Annotated in this window: 7 protein-coding genes and 1 tRNA gene; 5 read left to right on the top strand and 3 right to left on the bottom strand. The window is 50.5% G+C overall.

The window, feature by feature from the left end; genetic code table 11:
- Positions 1 to 3 precede the first annotated feature (3 nt).
- The 5 genes from IX84_RS13005 to IX84_RS12980 all read left to right on the top strand — a co-directional run bounded on the left by IX84_RS13005 (position 4) and on the right by IX84_RS12980 (position 7,724).
- Positions 4 to 1,776 carry a RagB/SusD family nutrient uptake outer membrane protein gene (locus tag IX84_RS13005; protein WP_044221290.1) on the top strand — a complete coding sequence of 591 codons (1,773 nt, stop codon included), beginning with the start codon at positions 4 to 6 and terminating at the stop codon, positions 1,774 to 1,776.
- Between the two features lie 39 nt (positions 1,777 to 1,815).
- On the top strand, positions 1,816 to 2,649 hold the full coding sequence (locus IX84_RS13000; protein WP_202965249.1) for a PKD domain-containing protein: 834 nt from the start codon (positions 1,816 to 1,818) through the stop codon (positions 2,647 to 2,649).
- 157 nt (positions 2,650 to 2,806) lie between these two features.
- Positions 2,807 to 3,847, top strand: a complete 1,041-nt coding sequence (locus IX84_RS12995) for a T9SS type A sorting domain-containing protein (RefSeq protein ID WP_044221287.1) — start codon at positions 2,807 to 2,809, stop codon at positions 3,845 to 3,847.
- A gap of 128 nt (positions 3,848 to 3,975) precedes the next feature.
- Positions 3,976 to 6,708, top strand: a complete 2,733-nt coding sequence (locus IX84_RS31855; RefSeq protein ID WP_081968740.1) for a carbohydrate-binding protein — start codon at positions 3,976 to 3,978, stop codon at positions 6,706 to 6,708.
- Between the two features lie 167 nt (positions 6,709 to 6,875).
- Positions 6,876 to 7,724: a glycoside hydrolase family 16 protein gene (locus tag IX84_RS12980; RefSeq protein WP_173426307.1), complete on the top strand. Its 849-nt coding sequence runs from the start codon at positions 6,876 to 6,878 to the stop codon at positions 7,722 to 7,724.
- Between the two features lie 728 nt (positions 7,725 to 8,452).
- On the opposite strand, the gene IX84_RS12975 is transcribed toward IX84_RS12980, so the two are convergent.
- The 3 genes from IX84_RS12975 to IX84_RS12965 all read right to left on the bottom strand — a co-directional run bounded on the left by IX84_RS12975 (position 8,453) and on the right by IX84_RS12965 (position 11,158).
- Positions 8,453 to 8,523 (bottom strand) — tRNA-Cys (locus IX84_RS12975).
- Positions 8,524 to 8,667: 144 nt separating this feature from the next.
- The gene (locus IX84_RS12970; RefSeq protein ID WP_044221280.1) at positions 8,668 to 10,431 is read right to left on the bottom strand and encodes a T9SS type B sorting domain-containing protein; all 1,764 of its coding nucleotides are present in this window, start codon (positions 10,429 to 10,431) and stop codon (positions 8,668 to 8,670) included.
- Positions 10,403 to 11,158: a hypothetical protein gene (locus IX84_RS12965; protein WP_044221277.1), complete on the bottom strand. Its 756-nt coding sequence runs from the start codon at positions 11,156 to 11,158 to the stop codon at positions 10,403 to 10,405. Before IX84_RS12965 ends, IX84_RS12970 begins: the two co-directional genes overlap by 29 nt.
- Positions 11,159 to 11,305 lie beyond the last annotated feature (147 nt).

Below are 11,305 nucleotides of genomic sequence, written 5' to 3'. Positions count from 1 at the left end.
AAAATGAACCGCAATACTCTTCTACTCCTCCTGCTTACTTTATTTTTTGTTGGTTGCAGTGAGGATTACCTGAATCAGCCCCCACTAGACCGGATCACCGACAGCGACGTCTGGAGAGATCAGGCACTAATCGATGCTTACATCTATAAGATCTATGACGATATGCCATGGGACTACCTTAAAGACTTTGGCGGTGGTGCGGGCTGGGGTGCCCATCGTGAAATTCTTTCTGACCTGGCACGCAGTACTTATGCCTGGACTCCAGCCTCCAATACTTTCCGGCCCGGCAACTGGGGGACTGCCAACAATACCTGGCCATTGGACTGGTGGGGGTATTTTAACATCTGGAAAATCAACTACGCGCTTCAAAACATCGAAGCCGTGGGCCAGGATGTCCTCACCCCGGAAGAGCGGGACCACCGCTTAGGCGAGCTGTACTTCATGCGGGCATACTGTTATTTTGCAATGGCGAAACGCTACGGTGGCGTACCCATCATTCTGGAGCCTCAAGACCCTAATACCACCCCGGAGGAAGAATACTTCCCGGAGCGGGATACAGAACAGGCTGTATATGATCAGGTTTTGTCGGACGCACAGTTGGCATTTGAATTGCTACCCCATCGCTGGAATGGGCTGAAAGGGCGGGCTGGAAAATGGGCGGCAAAAGCACTGGAATCCCGCGCAGCACTATACGCAGGAAGCATTGCCAAATATGGCACTTATGAAATGGACGGTCTGGTAGGCCTGCCGTCCTCTGATGCCGATGCTTATTATCAGCAGGCGCTGGATGCCTCAGCGGAAATCATCAGTAACAGCGGGCATACTCTTTTCAACCAATACCCGGACCCTGCCGAAAACTACTATCGCCTGTTCGTTGATGAAACCGAAGATGAGACCATCTTTATGAAAGTCTGGCTTCCCTTTGAAAAAGGACACTCCTATGACTTCTACAATACGCCGTACAGCTATCGGGTCGACTGGGGCTCAAGCATGTCTCCTTCCAAACAACTGATGGACAGCTACGAAATGCTGAGTACCGGACTCCTGCCTGATGAGGAAGGTTCCGGGTACGACCCTCAGGCTCCATTTGACAACCGCGACCCCCGCTTCAAAGGGACGCTGCTCACCGATAACGATATCTTTCAGGGTTCCCGCATTGAGACCTGGTATGCTACTGAGAGGAATGGCGAGCTCGACACCAATACTGGCACGGGTAAAGGTAAAGATGGTATGGGGATCCACCCCGATGCCACAAAGACCGGAGCTTATGTAAGAAAATACCTGAATGATAGCTCCTCACCACTCCTCATTCAGCAATACTACTCGGGACAGGACTGCATCATCTTCCGGCTGGGAGAAATTTACCTTAATGCTGCCGAGGCAGCTATTGAGCTCGGGCTGGAGGAAGAAGCCCGGGGCTATATTGAGCCCATCCGTACGCGTGCAGGCCTGCAGCAACACCTCCGTCTGGAGCCTTACTCAGGGCTTGAACTTAGAGACCGCATCCGAAACGAAAGGAAAATCGAGCTGGCCTTCGAAGACCAGCGATACTGGGATGTGAAGCGCTGGCGTATTGCAGAGGAAGCGCTGAGTGTCCAAATTATGGGCATACGCTCCCTGCGCCACGTGGATGATCAGGGACAGGAGACCTTCACTTATGAGACCATTGTAGCCGAATCTCAAAAGATGAACTTTTTCCCACGTCATTACTACTTCCCCATCGGACAAGACCGGGTGAACAACAACCCCAAGCTCATCGAGAACCCTGGCTATTAACCGGCAGGGATAGGTTTTTGTAAACTAAAAAATAACAGCATGATCAAAGCAATAAAACTTCAATACGGGCTTCTATCACTCTTTACGCTGCTGCTTCTGTCAAGTTGCAACACCGATGAGGGCCCCGCAGCCGTCCTGCCTCCCGACAGTGAACAGGCTGCATTCTCCTATACCCCCGACCCTGAAAACCCCAATAGGCTAACTTTTACAGCTTCCCCTGAGGTAGAAACCTGGTACACGCACTGGTCATTTGGCGATAACACGGCTGCTGAAGGAATGGAAGCTACCAAGACCTACCCGCTTAGCGGCGAATATGAGGTGCGTTTCAAAATTTTCACCGATGGCGGTACAGCCCAAAGCACTCAGACCATCTCCATCGAATCGGATATCTTGGGCCCCAACCTCATCCAAAACGGTGAATTTGATGGTGATGAAGCCTGGAGCATACTCCCCATTTCAAATGGGGTAGAAGTGGCATTTGAGAATGGGGCTGTTTCTTGGTCTGGTGGTGGCTGGGGGCAGGAGGGCATCTACCAAGCCATTGAAGTGGAGGCCGATCAGGTGTACCAAATCAATATGGAGGTCACTTGCAACGGGCTAAGTGATTCCTGGTTTGAAGTGTATGCAGGGAAAACAGTGCCCACCCCAGGCAACGACTATACCGACGGCGGCATCCGGCTTGGCTTGAATACCTGGGAAGGCTGCGGTGGCGAACCGTTTGAAGGCCTATTCACGGCTTACAGCTGTAGCGGGGATGATGGTACGTTCCAATTTACTGAAGGAGGCACCGTGTACCTGGTCATCAGAGGTGGTGGGGCAGACTATGGCACCAATGGTGTGACAATAGACAACGTATCAGTACGTGCACTCTAAGCACACCTGGAAATAGTACAAAATTTATCACAAATAGCAGGCACCATAAGGCCTATGACCTACGGTGCCCCTGCCCCTACTATGCCACTACGCAACGTCTGCATTATACCGGACCCGTTAATGGCTTATTCATCAATTATCAATCAAACCAAGTAAAATGAAAAAACTAGTACTTACAGCATTCTTTTCGGCAGCACTGACTGCAGCCCTGACCGCACAGGTCAATATTACCATTGAGCTCAACACAGCCACCATTGACATGATTGACCCGGGAGGGCTTTATATAGCAGGTGGAAGCGGTTTTGGCTCGCCTGGAGACAATGAGCTAACGGATCCGGACGGGGATGGCATTTATAGCATTACCCTACAGCGGGAAGTCGGCTTTTCCAGCTTCTACACCTTTACCAATGGCAATTGCGGGGACTATAGCTGCAAGGAAAACATAGCTGGCCTGCCCTGTAGCGATCCTGCCAACTTTAATGACCGGTTCTTACCGCCTGTATCGGCAGATACTACTATTCTGGCCTGTTTTGGTACTTGTGACGGCGATGGCTCCTGTACTATTGTCACGGACTCTATCGATATAACGTTCCATCTCAATACAGAAAATATTGAGATGATTGACCCCTCGGGCGTCTTCCTGGCAGGTGGTAACAATTTCGGTTTTCCGGGCGACAATCCAATGATCGACCCCGATGGCGATGGCATTTACACCATTACCATGCGCAGGCCAAAAGGTTTTGCGAGCTACTACACCTTTACAAATGGTGCTTGTGGCGACTGGTCCTGCAAGGAAAACCTGGAGGGGCTGCCCTGTGGTGACCCCAACAGCTTCAACGATCGGTTTCTGCCAGCGACCCAATCGGATACAACCATCATGGCTTGTTTTGGCAACTGCGCAAACGATGGCTCCTGCCAGGTTACCAGTACAAATGGAGTAGCCGTGGATGAAACGCTGTTCGAGCTCTACCCAACCTTGGCCACGGGCTTCACCCAACTGGTTTTCAATGAGCGGGTCGTGTCAATGGACAAGGAAATACAGATCATTAGCGCAGCCGGGCAAATGATAGAAACCTTCGATACCCCACAACAAGCTTTCTACCAAATAAACACCACTGACTATGCCACAGGCCTGTACTATGTACGCGTCAATACAGCAACCGCTACCTATACCCGTAAATTTATCGTACAGCGATAGCACAAACTATTGAGTTGAGCTTTAGAATCAGGATGGTTATTCGCCATTTGCCACTATCGGGAATATGGCGAATAACCTCCTTTACATGCACTATTTAATTATCAGGCCTTCATAAAACTTACTTCCCAATGAATCTTAAATTAACCTCCTTTGCCCTTTGCTTTTTTTGCCTCACCCTGCTCAGCCCAATGGCCGGACAGCACCTGCTGAGGACACATGGACAAGCCATAGTCAATGAGAACCAAGACACTGTACTCCTCCGTGGCATGGGGCTCGGCGGATGGATGATACAGGAAGGATATATGTTACAAACTTCAGGTTTTGCAAATCCGCAGCATGAGATCAGAGCGGCTATCGAAGCCCTCATTGGGGAAGAACAAACCGACTTGTTTTATGAAGCATGGCTGGCCAACCACGTCCGAAAATCAGATATTGATTCTCTAAAATCCTGGGGTTTCAACTCCATCCGGTTGCCTATGCACTACAATCTATTTACGCTGCCTATTGAAGAAGAGCCAATACCCGGCGAGCAGACCTGGCTGGACAAAGGCTTTGAACTGACCGATAGTGTCATTTCATGGTGTGCTCAGAACGAGATGTACGTTATCCTCGACCTCCATGCCGCACCGGGAGGACAGGGTCAGGACGCTGCAATTAGTGACTATGACCCTACCAAACCTTCTCTTTGGGAAAGCAAAGACAACCGCGACAAAATGGTTGCGCTATGGAAAAAAATTGCCGAGCGCTATGCAGACGAACAGTGGGTAGCCGGATATGATCTCCTCAACGAGCCCAACTGGGAGCTACCAGGTAATGTACTTCTGCGGGAGCTTTACGAAGAAGCCACAGATAGTATTCGCACCGTGGATACCACTCACATGCTCATCATCGAAGGCAACTGGTGGGCCAATGATTTTACGGGCCTGACACCACCGTGGGATGACAATATCGTTTATTCCCCTCATAAGTACTGGTCCAATAATGATGTAGCCACCATGCAGTGGGTGCTGGATATCCGGAACACTTATAACGTCCCACTCTACCTTGGAGAGAGTGGAGAAAACTCCAATGTATGGTTCCGGGATGCCATCCGACTTCTGGAAGACCTGGGCATTGGCTGGGCCTGGTGGCCTATGAAAAAAATTGAATCCATTTCCGGTCCTCTTTCAGTGGTCAAAACCGAGGAATACCAATCACTGCTGGATTATTGGAACGGTAATGGCCCTGCCCCTGATCCGGCATTTGCAGCCGCCACACTTATGGAAATCACTGAAGGGCTGAAAACGGAAAACTGTATATTTCAGCAAGATGTCATTGACGCCATGTTCAGGCAGGTGCGCTCTGATGAAACGGTACCTTACCATCAGCCGCATACCATACCCGGAGTTATCCACGCCACTGACTTTGATATGGGGGTCGTTGGGGAAGCTTACTACGACAAAGTAGTTGCCAACTACCATGTATCCACCGGCAACTACACGGCCTGGAATAATGGCTGGGCTTACCGAAACGATGGCGTGGATATTGAGCCCTGCGCAGATACCCTCAATACCAATGGGTTCAACGTTGGCTTTACGGAGACGGACGAATGGATGCAGTACGAGTCAGACATTATGGAAAGCGGGGTATATGACATCCACCTTAGGGTCGCTTCCGGCGGTTCCGGTGGCAGGCTGCACTTTGCTGCCGATGGCACTGCCATCACGCCAACCAGCTTTATGCCTCCGACCGGAGGCTGGCAAAACTGGGAAACAGTTGTCATCCCCAATGTCATCCTTGATAGCAATGCCCAAAAAATCCGGCTTTATATTGATGCTGCCGGCTTCAACATCAGCAGTTTCGAATTCGTTGGCACAGCGCTTGCTCCGGCAGAGGTGCTCACTCGGTTTATGGAAGCTTCCACTGTAGATGAGTACACCATAAAAATGAACACCAACAAAGCTATGAATGAGGCACTGCCGGCTGCGCCCAGCGGTTTTGAGATACATGTAGACGGAAATAGTGTGCCCGTTGCTTCGGTGAAAATCGACCCGGACAACCATAAACAATTCCTCTTTTCGGTAGATTATCTTCTGAAATCAACAGAAGATATCCGGATATCTTACAGTGGAAGTGAGGTGATGGCTAATGATGGGGGTGCCCTCAGCCCTTTTACCCTCGAAAAAGTTAAAAACAATCTCCCATTCGTTCACCAATTGCCTGGCCGGGTCGAAGCGGAAGCTTTCCGTGTGCAGCAAGGCATCGAGCTCGAAGAAACTACCGATCAAGGGGGCGGGCAGAACATTGCCTATCTTGACCCAGGCGATTATCTAGACTACGAAGTCAATATCACTACTCCGGGAGCCTATCAGGTTAGCTACCGTACGGCATCCCAATTTGGCACCGGAGGAATGGAGCTGCAACTCATAGATACAGCAGGAAATGCTTTCGTCATTCAGAATGTAAGTTTCACACCAACGGGCGATTGGCAAAGCTGGTCTACAACTCAGCAAATGGCAGATCTCCCCACGGGGCGCTATACGCTCAGAGCACGAATCACTGCCGCTCCTTTCAACCTGAACTGGATAGAGTTCAACCTGGGGACTTCCTCGACTCAGGAAGAATCAGACGAGCTGGTAACTGTTTTCCCAAACCCTTCTGAGGGCACGTACCAGGTACAACTGAGTACACCGGAGAAACAAGCATTGCGCCTGCAGGTATACGCTACAGATGGTCAGGTCATTATAAACAGGCCTCTCCCAAAAGCAGAGCACATTGAAGAAACGATATCTCTTGGTAGGCAGCCAAGCGGTTGCTACTATTTATTAATCCGGTTTTCAGATGGCTCTGCCTGTTCAAAAAAGCTGATCAAGCTTGACTAACCAACCCAAAGGGGGGGGCTGTGGGCTCTGAATGGCTCAACGCTGCTTTTGAGGGCTGAGCCCATTTTGCAAGTCTGCGAAAAAACAGCCTCAGGAAAAGGCCCTTCTCAGCTTTTACGCCCCCCTTCAATAAGATAAAATCTAACTGATCACCAACATCAATTACAATGAAGTATGTTTTAACCATGGGGGTTGTTGTCTCCTTAAACTTAACCCTCTATTTAGGGCATCAAGAAACAAAAGATGACCATACGGCCCCTGTCTGGAAGGTGGATTTCTTTGATGACTTTGATACATTCGACCCGGAAAACTGGCAGGATCAGCGTATCTGGGTAAACAATGAAACGCACTGCTATGTCCCCGATGGAGAATTCGGCACCCGGGAGGTGAGTGATGGCACATTAAAATTAAAGGTCGTCAACATCGGAGAAAAGCGCCCCTGCGACAATTTGGACAAATATGGGAAACAGCACCCCGATACAGAGTTTGTCGCTGGCCGCATCACCTCAAAAAACCGCAAAGAATTCATTAAGGGAAGATGGACTGCCAGACTGAGGCTGTGGAGCAACGGAGAAGCCAGCATGTTCCCTGCATGGTGGATTTTGGGTGCCCAAAACAATGAGCCACCCGTTCAGGAGGAAGATGAAAAGGTTTGCTGGCCGATGACCGGATCTGGTGAAATTGATATTTTCGAACACCACGGTGACCATCAAAAGGACCACTTTACCACGGGAGCGATAAAAAGCCTGGGAGAATGTGATAAAGGAGACTGGTGGAGCATGCGCAAGGGCGTTGATGCTACGCTAAACGAATATCATGAGTATGCCGTAGAATGGGAAGGCAGTGATCTGGTCTACCGCCTGGACGGCAAAGAAGTGTACCGCAATATTGGGCAAGGCGACAACTATCCGGAGCCCATGTTTGCGATTTTGAATTATGCAAAGATTACCGATTCTCCAATGGAGGGGGAGTGGACGATGGAGGTAGATTGGGTAAAGCATGAATATAAAGATTAGCCAGGCCATTCTATTACGGAAGAGCCGCGCTGATACATTTTTAGTCTCATACACTAATTTTTTGTTCTTATGGCTGGGGCTGTATATTGGACAGCCCTACGCCATGAGGGCTTTTGTGCCCTAACGCCTTCGGAGAAGGCTAGCTGAGAGAAGCACTTCTCACAGCCATATCCAATCCAACCGCCTCATTCGCCTATGCCGCACGGGTAGCCCTAACAATACTTTTATCCAGCTTTCTGCAAAAATGATAATACCAGTTAAGCTATGCCACGAATTGACCGGGCAAGCCTGAGTAGTGACCTGTATCTCTATCGCATCCAAACCGATGATAAAAAATACTGGCTGGCAGGTTGCTTGTCCGCTGATTTGGCAGGGGCATGACCTCTGCCTGACTAAACCCCAATTTTACCAGGGAGCATGATTCCCGTCCTTAAACACCTGATGTATGGTGAGGCACAAGCTGTCTGCTATGGGCATGGCTTGTGCTTTTCTTTAGAGAGGGGCTGTCAGAAAGGACTTGGGAAAGCGGATTGGGCTGCGCCCCTTCCGAAGATGGGGCCGCCTTCGCCATTAGCTTCGGCGCCGGGACAAAGATTCAAAGCCCTCCGCAGCCTCCGCCTATCGGCGGTGGGCTGTTTGCGTTTCAGCCGCTTACGAAAGTGAACTTTCGACCTGCCTGAAATGCAAACAACCCCTTCGCTGTCGCGAAGAGGCTGTGAAGTGCTTAGAGGTTGGGAGCGGATTCGAACCGCCGTACGAGGTTTTGCAGACCTCTGCCTAGCCACTCGGCCACCCAACCGTCTACCGCTGTATTTTTAGCGGAATGCAAATATAAAGCTTTTTTCAAAAGTACCCAGCTTTTAGGCACTAATTTTATCCTTTGCTTGAGGACAATAGGAAAACGGGGGAACGGGACATAAAGTTTCCCTTCCGCTATTCTTTTTTAACGAACGAGGTAGATCTCTCCGGAACGCTCAATAAGGGTGCCGTCTGCCTGCTCGATACGGAGCTGATAGGCGTAGGCGCCGATATTTAAAGGCTCCGTACCACGCAGCCCATCCCAGCCTTGATCGTAATCCTGGGATTCAAAGACGAGCCCGCCCCAGCGGTCAAATATCCGAAGGCTGTAGGCTAATGGGGTACCGAACTGGAGGTAGGGGCGAAAGATATCGTTTACGCCATCGTTATTGGGAGAAAAGGCATTGGGGACATAGACCTTGGCAGTCTGTATTGCACAGGCAAGGTTCGAGCGGCTTTGGAGGGCTATCACCGTGTCTGTACCGACTTCAACCATGGTTTCTGCCTCCACGAAGTAGCAGGCCTGAGCCTGATCCGGGTCGCTGAGGTCTACCTCATCGGCGGTAGTCAGGGTGTTGGAGTCGAAAAAGCCCAGCTCTATCGGCGCACCAGCTTCCAATCGGAAGACCCGGTAGCCTTGAAGGGTGCCCTGCCCGTTGGTGTATGGGGTCCATTCCAGGGTGTTGATGCCGTTTTGGCCCTCTGCTTGCAGCCAAATGGTTGCAGCAGTATTGGAGGTCATCTCCACCCCACAGGCATCCGTGGTCAGCACCTGATAGGAGTAGGACTCAGTGGAAGGGTTGATACCCGCATCCGTGTATGTATTTTGATTGCTGAGTGGCAGAACCGGAGGCTGCGTAAGCAAACCGGCAAAATTGCTATTAGCACCGGCCCGCTGCAGGGTGTAGCTGTCAATGAGTGCATTATCGTTCCAAAACCATTGGAGCTGTACTTCGCCATTCATAACGGTGGCATTGGCCATCACGAGGGTTTCCACCGGGTCGTTGATCATGGCGGTGGCGCAAACCGTATTCGACCGGGCTTGCTGATCTCCATTATTTTGAATGGCAACGATGGAAAAACAATACTCACGCCCGTTCTCAGTGGTTTCGTATTGGAATTCGGTTTCAGCCCCATCCACCGTCCCGGCCAAAGCCCAGGAAGAACTATCGGCAGCTTCGAAAATCCGGTACTCTGCCACGCCGCTATTCCATCCGATGTAAGGTGTCCAGGAAAGCGTCACATTGCGGATGCAGGGGTTGTCGAAGTCACTGGCTTCCAGCAAAATGGTCGAATGGGGTGCAGCAACAATACTTTTATTGCCGCAGGGGTCAATCGATTCAATGAAGTAGGTTTCCTGCTGAGCGCCCGGGCTTGCTCCGGTATCCAGATAAGTATTGCCGGAAAAGACGGTATCGAGGACCACCGAGCCGACTCCATCTACCTCCCGGGAAATGATGTAGCCCACGACTTCCGGGGAAGGGCTCTCGCCCCAGTTGATAACCACGTTCCCATTCTCTACAGAGACAGACTGCAGTACCGCCGGGAGCGGAATAAGCGAATCGAGGGTATCAGAAGCCACCACCGGTTCTCCGGGGCAGTCGGCATTGGTTTGCAAGTAATAGTACCAGGTGCCGGCCCCGGGCGAATCGTGGTAGAAAAAATCAATGGCAAGATCTGTGACGGAGGCCAGAAGGGTGTAAGGCCCGTTCTCGTTTTGGCTGGCGTAGATTTCATAACTATTAACCGGGCCGCAGTTGACCACCGGCAGGTCCCAGCGCAGGGTATCATTGCTGACACACAAAAACTCAGGCGGAGCGATCTGCGCCGAAAGGGAGGCCCATGGGGCAAGAAAAAGGATTATCGCTAACCATCCATATTTACTGCGCTGCTCTGATTCTTTGTTCATACTGTTCTTCTAGTTCGTTCATGGGATACCGGCGTTTAAGCGCATAACTCAACGCCATGCTCCCGCCAATTTTCTTATCGTAATAAACCAGCCCTATGCCTTCCGCATAAATTTCACGGCCGCCGTATTCCTGTTCAAAAACACCTTCCTTGTCATAAGAGAGCAACTCGCGTACCTCAAAGACCACCGCATCGTGGGTTGCCCCCAGCGCCTGTACCACGGTGTCTTTCAGGTAGCGCCGGTTTTTCACCAGTGTGATCACCGCCCCACTGTCCTGCGGAGGCGCCCAGCGGATTTTATATAAAAAAACACCCGAGCCGTCTGTAACCTCAAAGGGGAAGGCACTTCCCTGCAACACCTCAACGGCTGTGCGGTTCTGCTGCCCGGAGCTATCGGCCTCTTCTTCGTACAAATAAACATCCTGTACCAGCATACCGTTGCGTACCAGCTCCTCACGCACCAACTGAAGAGGCACAAGGTCATACTCGTAGTAAGTACCGGTTAGGAACACGCCCTCCTCCTGAATAAACGACCGGTAATACCAATAGGCAGGCGTAAGGGAATCCAGGTGTACCGGCTCGTATTCATAAACCAGACCGTCCTCCAGTTCCCGCAGCGGGAAGTAGTAATCACGGATGTCTTTAGGCCCGTTTTCGCGACAGGATGACAGTCCGGTGACGAAAATGACAATAAAAAGAGCTGAAACAAATAACCTCAGATCAATCATAATATGAAAAACAGGTTTTCACCGGAAAAACCCGGAAAAAGCAAAGCTTGTCTGCTATTAATCAACGCTTTTATCAACCTATAATTATTTCATTCTGTTTATTTTGTATGTGCCAAAATGGCACGGTTAAAGGTAATGGTACGATAA

Source organism: Phaeodactylibacter xiamenensis (assembly GCF_000759025.1).
GTDB classification, from domain to species: Bacteria; Bacteroidota; Bacteroidia; order Chitinophagales; family Saprospiraceae; genus Phaeodactylibacter; species Phaeodactylibacter xiamenensis.
The sequence above is the reverse complement of the archived record's forward strand: the minus strand, read 5'-3'. Positions and strand labels throughout refer to the sequence as shown.